The sequence below is a fragment of the Parageobacillus sp. KH3-4 genome (assembly GCF_022846435.1).
Lineage (GTDB): Bacteria > Bacillota > Bacilli > Bacillales > Anoxybacillaceae > Parageobacillus > Parageobacillus thermoglucosidasius_A.
This window is the reverse complement of sequence record NZ_AP025627.1, coordinates 613,142-630,991: the sequence shown is the minus strand read 5'-3', so window position 1 is coordinate 630,991 and position 17,850 is coordinate 613,142. Positions and strand designations below refer to the sequence as shown.

Genomic DNA, 17,850 nt, shown 5'->3' with positions numbered 1-17,850 from the left:
CTAAGCCTTGTATAAACAATCATGATACACCGAAGATCCTCCAAAAGAAAGGGACATTTGGTGGATTATCACTTTTACACAGTATGTGTCGGTTTCCTGAACATTATTTATGGTGTAAAAATCATTTGCAGAAACACATAAAGGGCATGGGGCCGACTATGCAATCATTTCCGGCGTATTAAGGTTTGCTACAGATGATCTAAGAGTACCCTGATGCAATTGAAATTGCCAAATCTAAAGGCGTTGATATTACTTTTCATTGAAAGGGGAAAATGCAGATTCCATCACACTGTAGTTATAAATGAAAACCTAAGGATGAGTTTAGCGGTAGAACCTGTTATAGTTTTTGAAAGTGTAAACCTATAAAAATAGTATTTTCATCAACTTGTCGACAAAGTTCGGTAAGCCTTTTTTATCATGGTAGAAGGATCGTAAAGTGCATTGTGGTGAGAAACATACTTCGAAATCAAGATTTTGTATATGATGAAGCGCATAACTGTTACCTTTGTCCCTCCCCCCAAAGTGTGAACGTGCTTCACCACGAATCGAAAGGGTAAGGCTGCTACATGAATGCAAATCGTGCCGAGATTGTCCGTTTTTTTCTCTCGATGCACTGATGCACTCAAAATAAAAATGACACAAAGGCCGTGACCCGCCATATTTGGCAAGCCTATAAGAAGGCGGATATTTTAAGGCACACCCAAGAAAACAAAAAAAATTTACGCTCGAAGAAAAGAAACGATTGAACGAGTGTTTGCAAGCATGGTCTGCGTTAGACGGTCGATCATGGACTGGAAAAAGTTTCATTCAATGCAGGCGTTGCTTGTTTGTGCTGCTATGAATTAAAAAAACTGGCGGAATTACCTAACGCCCTTCCTTTTCAGCACATGCCTTTCTATTCTCCCCACTTTTCTTGAAAACAAAATTGGTTTCAGACGAATATCTGAAACCAATTTTGTCAACAGCCTGAAGGGAATACACGTTTGTATTCCCTTCATTTTAGATGTTTGGACTAGATTCACATGCCTTGCTGCACTTCATTACTGAAAAGATTTACATACACATTTGCCACTTCCAATGGCGTTATGCTCCATAATTGCTTGCATTGAATGCATTTGCCCCATTTAACACACATAATTTAGCAAATGTATGACGGATGTGTGTGGGGAACAGCCCACGTCTTTTATTCCTGCTTTCTTTCCAATACTCTCTCATCCTATCCTGTACTTGCTTTTTACTCAAATGGAGTGTTGTTTTGGGAAATAAATAAGTAATCGGTATTACAGTTGGTTAATATTTTATATAGGAACAAATCATTCAAAGCCGCCTCTCATGTCTCTATTCGCATAGCCTTTTCTTCCTGAATGATGTCAGCAGTTTTCATACCTACCAGCTCATTTGCTCGAACTCCTGTTTCCAGCAGCAACATCATAAATTCGTATAATCCCTTAAGCTTTTGCACGTACAAAAGCTATTATGGAGTTAATTTTAAATCCGCCCAATGCGGGTGTTCCTCAAGTCTGCGCTCCATATCACGGAACGCTTTGAGTGAACGGCTTAGCTTACTGTAAGCGTCGCCTCCTTCGCCCCAACCTTGGTAACCAATCATTCCGTTATACCCCATCTTTTTAAGCTGTCCAAGTAACGCAAAATTATCTAGCTCTCCAACGTCCAATGGCTCAATTGTTGCCACTCCGCCAAAACCGTGCGGATTGCGGCTACTGCCAGAAATGTTCACTTGTTTCAAGTAAGGGGCTACCGCTTGAAGCGTAGCTGATAGATTTGTTCCGTCGACAGCATACCAATGGTAGCCACAAAATACAATGCCGAGATTAGGATGGTTAAGCCGCTTGCAAAGTCTTACTGCATCTTCATGGCGTTCAATCCAGAATGATAAATGTGTGTAAAGCAAGATATTAATGTTTCTTCGTTCGGCAATCTTCAGTGCTTTTTCCAGCCACTTTACTGCGATGTCGTCCCCTTTAGGGTCTGAAGGGCGGATATGATGCCCGACTGATTGAATCGCCAGCTCGACCGTAGAGCACCCCTCCATGATCTCCAGCATTTTTAAAATGCCCGTATTTCTTGGATGGTTTTCCCCTAATGAAAGGTCTAACACAACGTACACGCCAGCGACATCCAGCCCATATTTCTCCTTAACATTTTTGAGCTTCTCGACATCTCTCCACCGTTCTCCGTGCCAGACGGATAAATGGGTCGCATCATACCCGATCTCTTTTAACATTTCACATCGCGCTTCAAAGCTATAAATGCCCATTGAGTTATAAAAAGCAAAGTCCATTGCATAAAATTTGTAAGCCATCTTTCCCAATTCCCCCTTCCGGTGAATGCTCCATTACAGCGATTTCAATGCTTCAGCAATCTCTGTATCCCCTGACATTAAATCGAATGCTTTTTTATACACATTTGGTTCATCAAGAGATTGAACGATGGTTCTTGCGACATCTTCCCGTGGGATGCTTCCGACATTTAAGTTTTCTGCTGCAGTAACCAATCCTGTGCCTTTTTCATTGCGAAGATAACCAGGACGAATAATGGTATAATTCAAACCGCTATTCATTAACATACGGTCAGCATAATGTTTGGCGACATAATAAGGCTTAAGGTTTTCCGGCCAGTTCTCACGGTTGTGTGCTTGGAATGAGCTCACCATGACAAATCGGTTAATTCCGATTTTTTCTGCCGCTTCCATCGCTTTTACAGCACCATCTAAATCGACAAGCAATGTTTTATCTGGGCCCGTGTGTCCGCCTGAACCAGCGGAGAATACAATCGCGTCACAACCTTTGGCTGCTTCGGCAATTTCATCGACAGTACCTTCAAGATCAGCGAGTACCGCTTCAATTCCTTTTTGCTGAAAAGCCTCTAATTGCTCTTGTTTTCGCACCATCGCACGAACGGTGTGCCGCTCGTGTTCATGGAGCATGTTCACCACTTGTTGACCTACTTGTCCGTTGGCGCCAATGATTAAAACTTTCATTTATATCCTCCCTTTCTATATTGATTGAAGATGGTATTTCATCATGATAAAGCTGGAAAGTGCGGAAGCACAAATTCACCTAATTCTTCGATCACTTCTTCTACAGGGCGTTGCCCATATTTTAAGTTAATAATGACATGGTTCACACCTGCATCTTGTAAAGCGGCAAGAAATTCGATCACGAAATTTCGCCCTGTGCGGAATCCAAGATGAATCGGGATTGGTACATGATTTGGATCTTCCGTTAAATCAATATAAAGCGATTGGGTAAATGGCTTAAATTCCTCTGTTAACGAACGCCAATTGTCGATTAATGCTTTTTGGAATTTGAGTGGACGTGGATAGTAAATCCATCCATCGCTATGTTCAGCAATCCATTCAGGAGACTGTCCGCTGTGGCCTGTCACCATTAATGGGATGTCTGACAATTTTGGTTTTGGCAACATATCTCCACTTGTCATATGCACTCGTACAGAATCAATCGTCGGAAAATGCTCGCGCCATACCTTTCTCATGACAGACACTGATTCCCGGAACAGCTCGCTCCGATTTTCTGGATTCACAGAGAATGCCGGAAACTCGATTGGTCGGTCACCTGTTGCGACACCGAGAATAAGCCTTTCACCAGATAATCTGTCTACAGAAGCTGCCGCTTTAGCGACATGAAGAGGGTGGCGCAACGTTAAAATAATGCTTCCTGTTCCTAAGGCAATTTTTTCTGTATTGGCGGCAACATACCCTAAATACGTAAACGGATCATACATTTGCCCGACATCACCGAAATTAGGATCGCGTAACGGTACATCTCTCACAAATAATGCAGCGAAATTGAGTTCTTCTGCCCGTTTTGCTAACTTCATTTGCTTTTCTATATTCATCTCAGGGACGTCACCCATATACGATTCAATCGGAAAGAACAATCCTAAAGTCAGCTTGTTTTCTTGATACATGCGTGAATACCCTTTGTGATTTTTGAACTTTTCCATTTAAACATCTACCTTCCAATTATTTTTTTCATTTCATTGTATATAGAAAATATTTCTATTAAATAACTCTTTGTATTGATAGCCAATAAAAATCCCCTAGATTTTATTGATTCATATATGGTTAGGAGTTGTTGAAAACTAAATTTACATTACTCACACAATACTTATTATCTATCTAAGAAAAGCGTGTATACATAAAGCGGCCATCCATTTGTCAAATAGTGCAGTTATCTATGCCGCTTTAAGATGCGATAGTGGCATTTGCAGCATCCATTTTTATCACTTCGTCAATAATCGCACTGCCAAGACAAACATCATTATCATAAAACACCGCTACTTGTCCTGGAGTAACAGCTTTAACTGGTTTTTCGAATTCCACAAAAGCCGTTCCATTCGGACGAATATGAACGGTCACCTTCTGATCTTCTTGACGGTATCTGAATTTAGCTGTACATGCAAACGTACGTGGACGGACATCTCCATTAACAAAGCTAATGTTAGACGCAATAAGACCGGTAGAAAACAGAGCAGGATTGTTCTTGCCTTGAGCGACGAGTAAAACATTGTTTTCTAAATCTTTATCGACGACATACCAAGGCTCGCCTGTCCCTTTTCCACCGATTCCAAGCCCTTTTCGTTGGCCAATCGTGTAGTACATCAACCCATCATGAGTACCTAGCACTTCTCCATCTAGAGAGCGAATTTCTCCGGGCTGTGCCGGTAAAAAATTCTTTAAAAATCTTTTAAAATTTCTTTCCCCAATAAAGCAGATTCCCGTACTATCTTTTTTATTAGCGGTGACAAGGTTCAATTCTTTAGCGATTTTTCGCACTTCATCTTTCGTCAATTCTCCAAGAGGAAACAGGACTTTTGCCAAATGTTTTTCTGTTAATTGGCTAAGAAAATACGTTTGATCTTTATTAGGATCTTTTCCGCGCAATAAGGTGATTTGGTCATTTTCCCTTCTGATTCTTGCATAATGGCCTGTCGCGATATAATCAGCGTCCAGCGAAAGGGCGTAATCAACAAACGCTTTAAACTTAATTTCTGTATTGCATAAAACGTCTGGATTAGGTGTTCTCCCTCGCTTCAGCTCATCCATAAAGTACGTAAATACACGATCCCAATATTCTTTTTCAAAGTTCACGCTATAGTAAGGAATCCCGAGTTGATTGGCAACTCTTTTAACATCTTCGTAATCTTCCGTTGCTGTGCATACGCCATCATCATTGGCATCATCCCAATTTTTCATAAATACACCGATGACGTCATACCCTTCTTGTTTTAGGAGGTAAGCAGCCACAGAGGAATCCACTCCGCCAGACATTCCGACGACAACTCGCTTTTTCTTCACCCTTATTCCCCCCCTTATTAAACTGAAATATTTTTTGTTACAGTTATGTTTAAAAAAAATTATGCACATGTCTAACAGAAAATATGGTTGTCTTTTATTCAAGTATGAAAACTAACTATTATTAATTTCATCAATAATATCTTTGACTGTCACACCTTTTAAATAGTTTAAAAAGTGTTGTTCCGCATTGTGACAAACGCGAATGAGTATATTTGACAGGTTTCTGCCTATCGGACAATTCTCATTGGAATCAGGGCATTTCGGCACAAGCGTTTCTTCACTGGTGATTTTAAAAATTTTATCTAACGTAATATGTTCAGGTGGATCGTTTAAAGTGAAGCCGCCTTTTGCCCCTTCTTTAGAAGTAATAATATTTTCTTTCCGTAATATGCTTAAAATTTTTCTTAATCTTGCCGGATGGACTGAAACGCTTTGGGCAATGTCTTCGCTGGTCACTCGTTGGTTTTGCTTTTTAGCCAGATAAGCAACGCAGTGAACAGCAATCGAAAAATCGCTATTCATAATGAACCTTCCTCCTAACTGTAATAATAATGTTTACAGTTCATATTGTCAATTACTATTTTTCATTCATCCATATATTGTTAAGGAAACAAAAAAAATAAACATAAAAAGATGGCGTTGCAAAACTAGAGTAAAAACTCGAAATGATGCATAACATAAAGAAGCAAGCCATTCTGGTGCCACTGCCGCATCATTTCGATTCGCTGTAGTCCACACATGAGAGAAAATGACTCCCTCGGCAGTGGTGCAGAGATAGAGCTTATTTCCGTTAAACCAGTGCCTCCCCACTTTGCTTACGAATCGTAAAGACTGCTTCCAAGGGACGTGCTGTCGATCCGCACGATTTGCAGATACCGTACCTCTAGATCTTTGAAGAGCTGTGCATGAAGACAAAATGGACCAATAAAAAAGAATTACCTTCTCCATCTGCATTTTCACTCTTTTCTATAAACTAAAGGCATCTTAATGTATAAGATAACTTTTTTGTCCTTATTTTCAACTAAACTGTCCCTTAGCCCACCATGAAGCGAGCTTCACTACAGATGATAGAAGATGATTCGTTCTTCCATAGGAGGCGAATGGGAGCAAATCTGTTAACCATCTTCCAACTCTCCATTTAATTTATAATACCCTTGCAATCGTTAAACCATCACCAATCGGGACAATGACCGATTCCAATTTTGGGTGTTTGGCTACAAACTCATTAAACTCTCTCAGAAAAATAGTATGATTTTCTTGATTGTTCTTGTCCGCCACTTTCCCTTTCCATAATACATTATCCGCAGTAATTAAAGCTCCCTTTTCAGCTAATTGGATGGAATACTCTAAATAAAGCTTGTAATTTTCCTTGTCCGCATCAATAAAAAAGAAATCGAACCTTCTTTTTTGCTTAACAAATTGTTTCAGCGTTTCAAGAGCAGGACCAATATGGTAAGTTATTTTTTTTCCATAACCAGCTTTTTCAATATTATTTTTGGCTACATTGGCATAATCTTTATTTAACTCCAACGATGTCAATGTCCCGTCGTCCGGCAATGCTTTGCAAATCCAGATACCGCTGTAGCCGCCGAGAGCACCAATCTCCAAAGCATTCGTTGCGTTCGCTATTTTAACTAACAAATACAATAGTTTTCCCGTTTCTGGAGATACTGAGATATTCGGCATATGATTGATTGTTAAACTTTTGGAAACCATTTGATAAAAATTGTCGTGATCCTTAACATATAACTCATTAATATATTGAGAAACATCCATCATAAAAACTCCTTTCCAAATAATAAAAGAAAAGAAACGGAACACAAGGAACGACACTTACGATAGATATCCCTTCTCCCCTCTCCTCATCAAACCAAAAATCCCTCTCTGTTAAATTGATAATCCTAACCAACCTGAATTATCCATGTCGTTAGTTGTAAATGGGTTTAGGTCTTTTGTAGAAATCAACGATGTACTGAAACATCAAGGGGATGGTTTCAAGTTTTTGTGATAAATCCTTATTTATAAACAATAATGTTTCGTTAATGTAATGATGTCATTTATAGAAAATTTTCGGTCACCAATTCTTTGTGCAGGTATTAGTTGTTCATCATCAAAACGACATTCAAATAATAGATATATCAATGACAAAATTTCTCCCTCTCGTCGCAATGATTTCTATATTCTTTACTAGATAAACATCATCCTTCTAAAAATCAGTGCCATTTTTAATCAAAATTCAGATAAATCCTGTGCTAAAAGTAAAAAATGACGTGCCAAAATGAATATCCATTCGCACGTCATTTTACATGTCGTTTTTCATTTTGCACCCGAAAACAGAACACATTATTAAAAGGTTAATCAGTTAATTTTGTCATTCAACAATACCCATCTCTTGTGGTCTTCCCACTTTCCATTCACTTTTAGAAGTTTTTTTGCTATTCCTTCATTTTCGAATCCTAACTTTTTTTATGACCCGAATAGAAGCTTTATTTCTGGGCATAATTGGAGCTTCAATTCGATGAAGTTGATATGCATTGAATATAATCTCGATCCCTTTTTGTAGGGCCTCTGTTATGTATCCCTTATTTATCTCGTCTTTATCCAACTTATACCCTAAAATACATGATTGTAAATTGCTTCTAAACAATATTACTAAAGTTGATGCAACCAATGGTTTTAGAAAAATCTTTGTCATCCTTATGAAACAACCATAACTTAAGAATGCTTCCTGATTTGGCTAGTTCTAGATCTTTCTTTAATCTTTCAGATTGGTATTCTAATGTAAAGAAATCCTCTGATCTTTCTGCTTCCCATTCCTTCAAGAAATCTTTATTCCTTTGGTAATAATTTAATACTGTCAAAGCAAAGGTTTCATCTAATTCCCTTAATATTAAACGGTTCGTTTCATACAACCTCATCAAAATTTCTCTCCCCTTGAATTGCTTTAGTAACTATACCCTAATTTATTTACATTTTTTATATATTTTTTCTTAAACTAAACTGCCTCGTAGCCGACCATGAACCTTACCACAGATGATGAAAGTTTATTCGTTTCTCTATGAGAGTTGAACAAGAAAATCAACAATGAACTTTAACAGAGCCTTATATTATAGATTTCTGACAAGGACTTATTCACAAAAGCCTAAGGCTTAATAAATTAAATAATTTGATATCTTAGTAAATTCGGAAGTTGAGAAAACACGAATTTCATAATTTATTAATTCCACAAAAAGAAAAAATCTCCTCCGTTACGAGAAGGTATGAACTATTCTTACTTCTTATGTAATTGATTAGAAAGAACTGCCTAACTGTTATGTAAATCCAATTAGAAGACATTAGTCAGCAACATGAATACCTACCGAAATAGTGTGAACAATTATGAACATCTTCTTATTTTTTTACTACTTGTTTCAAGCGTGTTACGTATATAACATTATAGGTGTTAAATTCACTTTCATACTTTTTATATTTAACTACTTGAGGTGTATTTGGATTTTTGTTAACCATTTTGAAGTCCTTTCACATAAAAGTGTTTTGGGGCTTCGAAGGTTTCACCTTTACTGATTAATCTAAACAAAAACAAAAAAGACTATAAAATGGTCTTTTAAACGATTCTTACTGCACTTAATTTGTTAAAACATAGCGTTCCATTTCTCTGCGATATTAACCTACATACACTGCTTGTTTTGCACAAAAAAACCTTGTCTTAAATTGACAAGGCGTGATTCTCCCCAATTATTTTTATTGTTTATAGTTACATTGCATGTGATGACATTGTGTTTTTGTATTCTTCTCTTAATGATATCCATTTGCTGATACCCTCATGTAATTCCTGAGGAGCTTCCTTTATATCTATATAAGTCAAGATTTGAACAATTAAGCGAATAATAATATCTATAGAGTAGTATAGAATTTCACATTCTCTTTCAGGTTGTGGTTCATACCTACCAAAATTAAAACCTCTTTTTCCTGTTTCAGAACCATATGATATATATGTTGTTGGATTAAAATGAACAAAACTATTGAACTTCCTATAAATATTATTATAAACCAATTCGTTATCAGTCTTTTTTGCCAGTTCATATATATCCTTAAATGGGCCTAAATCTGAAAACTTAATTCCATTCACCTCTTTTCTTATCCTTTCCAAGAGTTTTTTGTCTGCCATACCAGTTAATTTTACTTTATATCCGATGCGATTGTTTATCATTTGCTTTATTTGGTATTTTTTTAACCTATCATAGTTCATAATTGCTTCATCTTTAAAGTCAGGGTGTATTATATAGCAAAAGTGTAAGTAACTCTCTACCATGACTCTTAGTAACGGAATAGCTTCAATATAACCATTTTGAAGTTCCCTACAACTAATAAGTATGTTTATAGCTTTAAAATTTCTTTTGCACTTAATATAAGAATGGTAAAAGTATTGTTTTAAGTCAGGGTCAATGTTGTTTTTAAACTCATCTGTACTTTCTATATCGTGTAGTATGTCATAAATCGTCTGTGTATAGGTTCTTAAATTATTTAAGAGTTCATTGATATCCACTTTCAACACTCTCCTTTTATATTAAATTAATTGTTTTTTGATAAAGAATACATATATACCGAAGTCAGTTTATTTTGTTACACAATGTATAAGCTATATTTCTCTTCCCCCACCCCTTTTCCCTACTTCCTTCCCACCTTAGATTTTTGAAATTCAATTTTCCCTTTTCCTCTATATGTAATCGCAAAATAAAAACCTTCCCCCCTCCCCAACCCCTTGTCATTTGATGTTAGTCTAAAAAGTGGACACGGAGAACAGAGAGATTATAATAAACTTAATTACAATCAGTTCGAGGTGTCCAATCATGAAAAAGAGAACATTTGATCAAGAATACAAGATTCAAGCCGTTGAGTTATGCTTGGAGGGGGACAAGTCCATCGCCCAAGTGGCAAAAGAGTTAGGTTTGGCTTACAACACTCTTCACCGTTGGGTCAAAGAATACAAAGAAAGCAATGGCACAAGCTTTGTAGGTTCAGGAAACATCAAGCCACAAAATCAAGAAATCATCGAGCTACGCCGTCGCAATCAAGAGTTAGAGGAGGAATTAGCCATCCTAAAAAAGGCGTTAGGCATCTTCACCAGAAACCAGAAGTAATTTACGCGTTCATTTTTCAACATCGAAATGAATTTCTTGTTGTGAAGATGTGCCAAGTTCTCGGTGTTTCTAAAAGTGGATATTATGCATGGCTGAAACGCCCAAAAAGCAACCAAAAAGAGAAAAAAGAACAACTGACCCAACAGATTCGGAACGAGTATCTCAAGTCACGCAAGATTTACGGAAGTCCGAAAATTACGCAAGAACTACGCAAACAAGGAATTCGTGTGTCTCAAAAGACAGTCGCTCGTATCATGAGCGAAGAAGGATTGAGATCAATTACGGTGCGTAAATACAAGGCAACGGCCAATAGTAATCACCCTTACAACGTGTATGCGAATCTGTTGGAACAAAACTTCCAAGCAACAGCTCCGAATGAAGTATGGATGGCAGATATCACGTACATTTCTACCGATGAAGGCTGGTTGTATCTAGCGAGCATCATGGATTTATATACACGCAAGATTGTAGGATGGTATATTGATACACGAATGACGAAAGAATTAGTCATCAAAGCCTTACAACGAGCTCTAAACAGCGAAAAACCGACAGGGAGAGTCATTCACCACTCGGATCGTGGAAGCCAGTATGCATCTAATGATTATCAGCAGTTGTTACAAGAGCATCATTTCCAAGCCAGTATGTCGAGACGTGGGAACTGTTACGACAACGCTTGTATGGAGTCGTTTCATAGCTTAATCAAGAAAGAATGTATCTATCCCAATCGATTCCGTACACGAAAAGAAGCGAAACAAGCCATTTTTGAGTACATCGAATGCTTCTACAACCGCAAGAGAAGTCATTCCGCTCTTGAATATGTATCGCCATGTGAATTTGAGGCTGCTTACTACGCTAACCAGAGAAAAGTAGCTGCCTAAGTTCAGCTATTTCTCACTGTTTAACGTGTCCGTTTTCTTGACATAGCACCAAATTGCGGAAGAAAAGAAATAAAGAATAAAGCTACTTTTGGATTTGTAACATTGGTTATGACTCCCTGCATATATATCTTCCTTAATTCCAAATGCTTTAATGCAGAAGGTTCAAATGTTAGTGGTGATTTTTGAAACAACATTTTTATACCAAGATAAATCAAGTAAGCAGCACCCATTATTTTAATTGCGGTAAATAACAAAATAGATTGTTTCAAAATAATAGATAGACCAAAGGCAGCTAATAAAGTATGGATGAAAGAACCCGTTGAAATTCCAAGTACAGAGTAAACGCCTGCTTTTCTACCTTGTGATATGCTTCTGCTAATAATATACATTGTGTCAGTTCCAGGGGTTAAATTCATTAATATTTTAATATTGACATAAGTAAATAAACTCCGTAACCAGTTATTCCAAGCATTCGCACACCTTCTTTTCATTATTTTATTATCATCAATGAAGTCGTTTAGGAACTAAATCTTACCTTCTTCAGCTAACCTGACCATTAGTTTAACAACAAAAACAAGTTCAATGGAGAACAATTTGTATAAATGCTCTAAATCTTTGTTAAGGATATAGCATGGAAGCATTATGTATTATCTTTTTTGTTTAATATTCTGTTCCATCATTTTTGCAATTTCTGCTGAATTATATTTGTTGCTTGTTTTTAAACCATTAATAAGGTTTTGTTGTCTTTCTATGGAGTGATTCTGGCTTAACTTCCATTTCCCTTCCATTCTATTTATTAAGATTTCAAATACAACTATGCCATTCACTAAGCCATCTATGAATTTATCATCAAATTTAGCATTCCAAGGATTGGGCATAGATGATTCGTAAAAATTCACCGTCTTTTCCATCCGTTCAACCATTTCCTCTTTTTTCTCTATGATTCGAACTGCTCCATATACATGGACTGCTACATAATTCCAAGTAGGTACAGTGTTTGGTTCGTTATACCAGGAAGCGGAGATATAAGCGTGAGGACCTGAAAAAACTACAAAGAACTTCTTTACCATTTAATTTATTCCAGTGAGGATTTCGTTTTGCCATATGACCAATCAACACACCGTTATCCCCCGTTTTTTCATCCAAAAAGAAAGGCAAATGTGTTGCCAATGGCCCACTTTCTTCCTGTGAAAATAAAATTCCAAAACTGTTGCCTCTAATAAAATTTACTAATTTTGTTTTATCATTAACTTCAAAAGCTTTTGGTATGTACATTTCTGATTCTCCCTCAATACTTTTACATAATTATACATACAGAGGAATAAAAACGAAGAGAAGACTGCCCGTAGCCACCCATGAATCGAGCTTCACCACAGATGATGAAAGGTGATTGGGTCTTCCATAGGAGAAAACTATGCTACATCTATGCTGAACCATCAGAAGGATGAAAATATTCATTTTCAGAATAGACCTTCATGCCACGTGGCGGCACCAGAAAATGAATGAAAACATATATGATTGAATTATTCATTTTCAAGCCCAACTGAGTAAGTTAAGAAAAAGCCTGCATCGGCTATATTTTAGATGCTTGTTGTAGAAATAGTATACAACTATCAGGAATAGACTCTTTAAAGCAAATTTTAATTTCAAACTTTTTCCCCTTAGATGGTTTATATGTAGTATAAACCTCACCACTTTCAATGAAACTTAAGTAAACATTTATCTTCTCTTGTAGAAGCAATAAGTGTTCTTCTTCGTTCCGCCAATCAAGACTATCAATTATTGTTAAAGTACAAATACCTGTCTCTTTATTAAGACTTATCATATCTACTTCATTTGTATTTTGCACACCCATTATCCTCACACCAATACGTATTATTCCTGTAACCATCTAAACTTTTTGTACCAAATGAGAAAAAACAAAACGACTTTTTTGTTTTTAAACAACACTTTTGTAAACTAAACAACTTTTTGTCACTCAACACCTTTATTAAACTAAAGCCCCCGTTAGGTATAAAAAAATTAATCCAGCACCTCCAATAATAAGTAGGAGCGAGATAAAAATTAACCACGTTGATAGGGAAGGGGATAATGAGAATACGTCTAATATTTCAAGAAAAATAGCTACTTTCTTTTTGTTTGATGGTAAATTTTTATATTCATTCCAACTTTTCTTGAAATATATTACTCCAAAGGGGAAAAGTCCTATACCTACTACTAACATAATCACACCAATTCCGAAAGCGTTCATAGTTACCTTCCTTTACAGTCTTAACTATCCTGTCACGTTAGCGAAGTAAACAAAAATGGAGCTGCTTAGTTCCGCACCGTGGCTACTCCCGATTCTGATAAATATTTTTACGAACAACCTGCATAAAAATGGATGGATTATCCAATGGCTCAAAGCCATATTGTGCATACAAAGAATGTGCGTCGTTTGTTGCCAACATAAATCTACGGACAGTTTGAAGTTGGGGATGTTCTTTAATTATACTCATTAACCATTTTGATAAACCTAACCCACGAAAAGGCTTTAGAACGAAAACATCAGCTAAATATGCAAACGTGGATAAATCTGAAATAACTCTTCCAAAGCCGATTAGCTGCGCTGGACCAATGATTGGGTCTCTTTTATAAATTCCAAAACATAGAGGAGTATTTTTCATTGATTCCATAACAATTTCTCTGGGGATTCCATTTGCTCAATATGATTCCTTATTCAAGAAATAAATATTATATCCATATCCAAGTAACTCTTTTCAGCAGAAATGGAAAATTCATCTCTTTTCCATAAAGTTGGGATATGGTCCACTTTTACCACCACTTTCCTTTTTAAAACAATTTTATCATATGAAGATATTTTCAGAAAAATCATTTTTTATGTAAAATCGATATTGACCGAGAACAGAGCCTATTAATTAAGAAGGCCTATTAAATTACCAAGGGGGAGGAATATGTACACAGAAGAGAAATTTTTGGACTTTTTAATTAAAGCAAAAAAAGCAACTTATGCATCACAAGGAGACAACGCGTCTGTAACGCCTTTGTTAGAAGGTTCACGTCAATTGGAGTTCCAAGAAGGTCATTTTTTATATCGTGATGTATATTTTGGGATGAGTTATTTTGCAGGCCAAGAAATTGTCTACTATCAGGGGAATCCGATTTGGTCTATGTGCTATTCAGGCGGTGTGGATAAAGAATTTGAGATTGAATTTGTAAAAGAAGTTTACGCTTTTTTAAGAAAAGCGATGAGAAATGTTAGTGCGGATAATCCGTTTCGTGGACCTAAAGAATTTGTTGAAGGAGATTATATTTATAGAAATAGCGATAAGGGAGAATTAGGTAAGTTCGTAGGAAAAGAGACGATATCCTTTGCCAACAAAGTTGTATATAGTCTTCACTACTCTGGTGGATTTATTAAATAAAAACAAGGTCAGTTTTTCCTGTTTCACTAAACGAAAAAATCCCCTGTTTTTAATTAAAATCTCTGTTAAAGAATGTGGTTGATTTTCTTGTTCAACAGGCAGTTTTCTTAAAGAAGGATATCAAGTTTGGAGGGAGAATTGTCCTTAGGGAAGTGGTTTTTATGTGTACATAATGAATGGAAGGAGTGTTTATAATGAATTTGCAATTCGAGATTCGTAAAGCAACAGTTCAAGACATAGAAGAAATTGTAAGATTGCGTTTGGAGCTTTTTAAGGAATTAGGGGAAGTACAGTCGGAACAAGAGGAAGCTCTTGTCACAACAGTTACAAAAAAATATTTAGAGGAAGCACTTTCTAACAATGAATTTATTTCCTTTTTAGCTTTATCAAATAATAATGTTATAAGTGTTAGTGGGATGGTTTTATTTAAACGACCACCTTACTTAGATAATCTAAAAGGGCTTGAAGCTTATATACTGAATATGTATACAATTCCTCAATATCGAGGGAAAGGTTTAGCAAGAAAATTATTAGAAAATTGCATTGAGGAATGCAAAAAAATCGGGGTAAAACGAATTTGGTTACATGCATCTGATGATGGAATACCATTATATAAAAAAATGGGATTTACTTTTAAAAACAGTGAAATGGAATTATTTATTTAAAAGTCAGTGATTTTTATGTAGCTTATTGGAACTTAGCTATCTCGTTCAACTAACGTATGTCGATAGAAAAGACCGATTTATACCGGTCTTTTTTGTATGTTTTGTTTGACTATATCGAATCTATTAACATAACAACAAAAGCCCTCTATGAGGATTTCATCAATCGATATTTTTAAAAGCGCTTCACGAAACGGTATCCCGTTATTTCATAACCTAATTCTTTATAAAATGGATGAGCTTGTTCCTCCCTACCAAAGCCACTCACCAACCAAGTTCCAATACATCCTTTTTCAAAAGCTAATTTTTCGGCATAGTTCATCAAGAACCGCCCAACACCTTTACGACGTGCGCCCGAATCAACAACAATGACAGAGATTTCGCCATATTTGCTTACTTCTTCTAAATTCTCACGAACACGAAACCCAAGTAACCCTAAAATAGCGCCATTTTCTTCGCAAACATACAGGGAATCAAAAGGACTATCCTCTATAAACTCTAATCTGTTATTCATTTCCTCTTGAGAGATTTCGTGACCACTTAATTCCTTCATCAGATGACACAAATGTGGAATATCTTCTCTTAAAGCTTGACGAATGGTTAATGGCATATGTATCTCCTCTCCCTCGATTGTTTACTCTTGGAGACATAAAGTATTGTCTGCCCTCAAACAACTGGACTTCGACACTTTCTCAGGGATTGTAGAGATAGATGAAACATATTTTCTGTACTCCGAAAAAGATAAAATATTAAAGGGCGTAAACCTCGTAAACGTGGTGGTTCTTCAAAATTGCGTGTCATTAATCACGAACAAGTTTGTGTTTTAATCGCAAGAGACCGCCAAAAAGCGACTTATTCAGGAGTTCTTAGTAGAGGTCGAATTACGAAAACTCAATTAGATAAGGCTATTGGCTCTAAATTGTCATCGGACAATACACTTTGTACTCATGCTTGGAGAGCCTTTTCTACCTATGCAAAAAGCAAAGGTTTAGAGCATTACCGATTCAAATCAGATAGAGCTGAACGGGTAAAAGGTATATCCAAAATGTGAATAACTATCACAGTCGTTTGAAAAGCTGAATACAACGGTTTAATGGCGTGGCAACAAAATATCTCGACCATTATTTGAGTTGGTTTCATTTCTTAGATATGGTTAACTATCGTAGTGACAATACAACAGTGAATAAACTGATTGCGGAAAGTTCTTTAATTCCAACAGATGTAACAAATAAAAGGTTAAGACTGATGGACATAAATTTCTTATCATAAGAAATTAACCGACAAACAATTCAAAATTAAAAAAATATTGTATAATTTATAACAAGGGGAGGTGCTATTTATGGTTTTTCGTGCAAAAATTGATTCTTTTTTCATATTTATAATGTCTATCACAATATTAGTGTTGAGCGGTGTATTATTAATACCTTTATTCACCGATAAGACGAGAACAATGCTCGACACGGTTATTGTGTTTTCATTATTAATTATCTCCGTGGGATTCATTACTTGGTCTGTATTTTCCATTAAGTATGTGTTCTACGATGACTATTTATTGGTGAAAGGCGGTCCATTTAGAAGTCGTATATTATATCAAGAAATAACAAAAGTTTCCCCAACAAAAGATATCTACACAGGTTATAGATTGTTATCATCAAAAAGTGGTATAGAAATTTTTTATAAATCAGGAACTTTAGGAAGTGTTAAGATTTCACCGAAAGAAAATGAACTATTTTTATCTGAACTAAAAAAACGTTGTCCTAATGTAATAATTCAAGAAAGTTAATAGTAAGTTCATTTAGGGATTGCATTGCTTATAAAATCAGCAGTGCTTTTTTTTAATTTAATTTTATCAACATTATTTATTAACATAACCTATATTCTTTAATCCACTCTAAAAATTCTATACGGTTTCCGAATGGGTCAAAAGTATAAAATCTTTTAGCTCCGGGAAGGTTATCGTCTTCAATAACATCCATCCCATGTTTTATTAGATGTTGCTTTAATTCTTCGATTTTTTCTACTTCAAACGCAGGATGTGCCTTTTTGGCTGGAGAAAACGGTTCTTCAATTCCTATATGTACTTCATAATTTCCAAAACCAAACCATACCCCACCCCTTTTCTTTAATTCTTCGGGTTTTTCAATTTCATTAAAACCTAAAATGTCCTTAAAAAATTTCCTTGCTATGTCTTCACTTCCTTTTGGAGCAGCAAGTTGAATATGGTCAATTGCTTTAAAAATAAAAGACATTATAACCTCTCCCTCCTACTTCTGTTTCTAAATTAATTGAATTTTTACTAAATTATAACTTTTTTATCAACAATAACGCAATCAATTATATTTTATCAAATATCATAAGTTTTTCTTATGATTTATTGTTAAATTCTGTATTTTATAATTCAAC

The 17,850-nt window shown here is 36.0% G+C and carries 16 protein-coding genes and 6 pseudogenes; 6 read left to right on the top strand and 16 right to left on the bottom strand.

All coding sequences use genetic code 11. The features are described 5' to 3' along the window. Positions 1-118: 118 nt before the first annotated feature. Positions 119-257 (top strand): annotated as a pseudogene (locus tag MWM02_RS03265) (serine dehydratase); the annotation flags it as partial. A gap of 1,217 nt (positions 258-1,474) precedes the next feature. On the opposite strand, the gene MWM02_RS03260 reads toward MWM02_RS03265, so the two are convergent. The 9 genes and pseudogenes from MWM02_RS03260 to MWM02_RS03225 all read right to left on the bottom strand — a co-directional run bounded on the left by MWM02_RS03260 (position 1,475) and on the right by MWM02_RS03225 (position 9,887). After that, on the bottom strand, positions 1,475-2,323 hold the full coding sequence (locus MWM02_RS03260; RefSeq protein WP_244402925.1) for a sugar phosphate isomerase/epimerase family protein: 849 nt from the start codon (positions 2,321-2,323) through the stop codon (positions 1,475-1,477). A 33-nt stretch (positions 2,324-2,356) separates the two neighbouring features. Further along, entirely contained in the window at positions 2,357-3,001 is a 645-nt protein-coding gene (locus MWM02_RS03255; protein WP_244402924.1) for an SDR family oxidoreductase, read from the bottom strand. A 41-nt stretch (positions 3,002-3,042) separates the two neighbouring features. Then, positions 3,043-3,987, bottom strand: a complete 945-nt coding sequence (locus MWM02_RS03250) for an LLM class oxidoreductase (RefSeq protein ID WP_064551331.1) — start codon at positions 3,985-3,987, stop codon at positions 3,043-3,045. A 241-nt stretch (positions 3,988-4,228) separates the two neighbouring features. Next, entirely contained in the window at positions 4,229-5,341 is a 1,113-nt protein-coding gene (mnmA, locus tag MWM02_RS03245) for a tRNA 2-thiouridine(34) synthase MnmA (protein WP_256462203.1), read from the bottom strand. A gap of 111 nt (positions 5,342-5,452) precedes the next feature. Beyond that, complete coding sequence (locus tag MWM02_RS03240) at positions 5,453-5,863, bottom strand: RrF2 family transcriptional regulator (protein WP_064551329.1); 411 nt, start codon at positions 5,861-5,863, stop codon at positions 5,453-5,455. A gap of 156 nt (positions 5,864-6,019) precedes the next feature. Beyond that, a pseudogene (locus tag MWM02_RS19465) lies at positions 6,020-6,249 on the bottom strand (ISNCY family transposase); the annotation flags it as partial. A gap of 235 nt (positions 6,250-6,484) precedes the next feature. Continuing rightward, a complete protein-coding gene (locus MWM02_RS03235) occupies positions 6,485-7,120 on the bottom strand; it encodes an O-methyltransferase (RefSeq protein WP_244402923.1) in 636 nt (211 codons plus the stop codon). A 579-nt stretch (positions 7,121-7,699) separates the two neighbouring features. Further along, a pseudogene (locus MWM02_RS03230) lies at positions 7,700-8,259 on the bottom strand (GNAT family N-acetyltransferase). Between the two features lie 836 nt (positions 8,260-9,095). Beyond that, positions 9,096-9,887, bottom strand: coding sequence for a DUF5677 domain-containing protein (locus MWM02_RS03225; RefSeq protein ID WP_064551324.1), 792 nt, complete (start codon positions 9,885-9,887; stop codon positions 9,096-9,098). 304 nt (positions 9,888-10,191) lie between these two features. Between MWM02_RS03225 and MWM02_RS03220 the strand changes: the two genes are divergently transcribed. Further along, positions 10,192-11,360, top strand: a protein-coding gene (locus MWM02_RS03220; RefSeq protein ID WP_244402922.1) for an IS3 family transposase whose coding sequence is annotated in 2 segments (ribosomal slippage) — positions 10,192-10,459 and positions 10,459-11,360 — 1,170 coding nt in all. Because the reading frame shifts where the segments join, the coding sequence is not laid out codon by codon here. Positions 11,361-11,410: 50 nt separating this feature from the next. Here the strand turns inward: MWM02_RS03220 and MWM02_RS03215 are convergent. From MWM02_RS03215 to MWM02_RS03195, 5 genes and pseudogenes are all read right to left on the bottom strand, one after another. After that, a pseudogene (locus MWM02_RS03215) lies at positions 11,411-11,832 on the bottom strand (LysE family translocator); the annotation flags it as partial. A gap of 175 nt (positions 11,833-12,007) precedes the next feature. After that, a pseudogene (locus MWM02_RS03210) lies at positions 12,008-12,635 on the bottom strand (FMN-binding negative transcriptional regulator). Positions 12,636-12,933: 298 nt separating this feature from the next. Beyond that, entirely contained in the window at positions 12,934-13,215 is a 282-nt protein-coding gene (locus MWM02_RS03205) for a DUF6572 domain-containing protein (protein ID WP_064551447.1), read from the bottom strand. 135 nt (positions 13,216-13,350) lie between these two features. Further along, positions 13,351-13,611: a hypothetical protein gene (locus MWM02_RS03200; protein ID WP_064551449.1), complete on the bottom strand. Its 261-nt coding sequence runs from the start codon at positions 13,609-13,611 to the stop codon at positions 13,351-13,353. Positions 13,612-13,693: 82 nt separating this feature from the next. Next, the gene (locus MWM02_RS03195; RefSeq protein ID WP_232509543.1) at positions 13,694-14,035 is read right to left on the bottom strand and encodes a GNAT family N-acetyltransferase; all 342 of its coding nucleotides are present in this window, start codon (positions 14,033-14,035) and stop codon (positions 13,694-13,696) included. Positions 14,036-14,314: 279 nt separating this feature from the next. Between MWM02_RS03195 and MWM02_RS03190 the strand changes: the two genes are divergently transcribed. Together MWM02_RS03190 and MWM02_RS03185 are read left to right on the top strand one after the other, a co-directional pair. Next, on the top strand, positions 14,315-14,785 hold the full coding sequence (locus MWM02_RS03190) for a DUF5680 domain-containing protein (RefSeq protein WP_064551451.1): 471 nt from the start codon (positions 14,315-14,317) through the stop codon (positions 14,783-14,785). Positions 14,786-14,979: 194 nt separating this feature from the next. Beyond that, complete coding sequence (locus MWM02_RS03185; protein ID WP_064551453.1) at positions 14,980-15,450, top strand: GNAT family N-acetyltransferase; 471 nt, start codon at positions 14,980-14,982, stop codon at positions 15,448-15,450. 172 nt (positions 15,451-15,622) lie between these two features. Here MWM02_RS03185 and MWM02_RS03180 read toward each other — a convergent pair whose 3' ends face one another. Further along, positions 15,623-16,057 carry a GNAT family N-acetyltransferase gene (locus MWM02_RS03180; protein ID WP_244402921.1) on the bottom strand — a complete coding sequence of 145 codons (435 nt, stop codon included), beginning with the start codon at positions 16,055-16,057 and terminating at the stop codon, positions 15,623-15,625. Positions 16,058-16,079: 22 nt separating this feature from the next. On the opposite strand from MWM02_RS03180, the pseudogene MWM02_RS03175 reads away from it, so the two are divergent. Both MWM02_RS03175 and MWM02_RS03170 read left to right on the top strand, forming a co-directional pair. Further along, positions 16,080-16,716: pseudogene (locus MWM02_RS03175) on the top strand (IS1595 family transposase); the annotation flags it as partial. Positions 16,717-16,786: 70 nt separating this feature from the next. Beyond that, positions 16,787-17,230: a PH domain-containing protein gene (locus MWM02_RS03170; protein ID WP_244402920.1), complete on the top strand. Its 444-nt coding sequence runs from the start codon at positions 16,787-16,789 to the stop codon at positions 17,228-17,230. 79 nt (positions 17,231-17,309) lie between these two features. Here MWM02_RS03170 and MWM02_RS03165 read toward each other — a convergent pair whose 3' ends face one another. Further along, positions 17,310-17,696, bottom strand: coding sequence for a VOC family protein (locus MWM02_RS03165; protein ID WP_244402919.1), 387 nt, complete (start codon positions 17,694-17,696; stop codon positions 17,310-17,312). Positions 17,697-17,850: the final 154 nt, after the last annotated feature.